Consider the following 254-nt stretch of genomic DNA (forward strand, 5'->3'; position numbering starts at 1 on the left):
CCGGCAGGGTTGGGCCGTCGTTCAAGTTCACGCCTTCGCTGAGTTGCCGCAATTGCTCTGCGGACGGCTCGCCTTCGACCTGGACCAGGTAGGTCTTGGCCTGTTTGTGGCGCGGGTCGGTGAGGCGGTGGGCGAGCGTGCCGTCGTCGGTGAGCAGCAGCAGGCCTTCGCTGTCGTGGTCGAGGCGGCCGGCGGCGTAGACCTCGGCGGGCAGGCCGAATCCGGCCAATGTGGGCTTGGGCGGTTGGGTGCGG

The 254-nt window shown here is 69.3% G+C and carries 1 protein-coding gene; it reads right to left on the minus strand.

The window, feature by feature from the left end; all coding sequences use genetic code 11:
• The coding region (locus HKX41_12355) for a pseudouridine synthase (GenBank protein NNC24927.1) at positions 1-254 on the minus strand (254 nt) is incomplete at both ends.

This window comes from Salifodinibacter halophilus (assembly GCA_012999515.1).
Classification (GTDB): Bacteria; Pseudomonadota; Gammaproteobacteria; order Nevskiales; family Salinisphaeraceae; genus Salifodinibacter; species Salifodinibacter halophilus.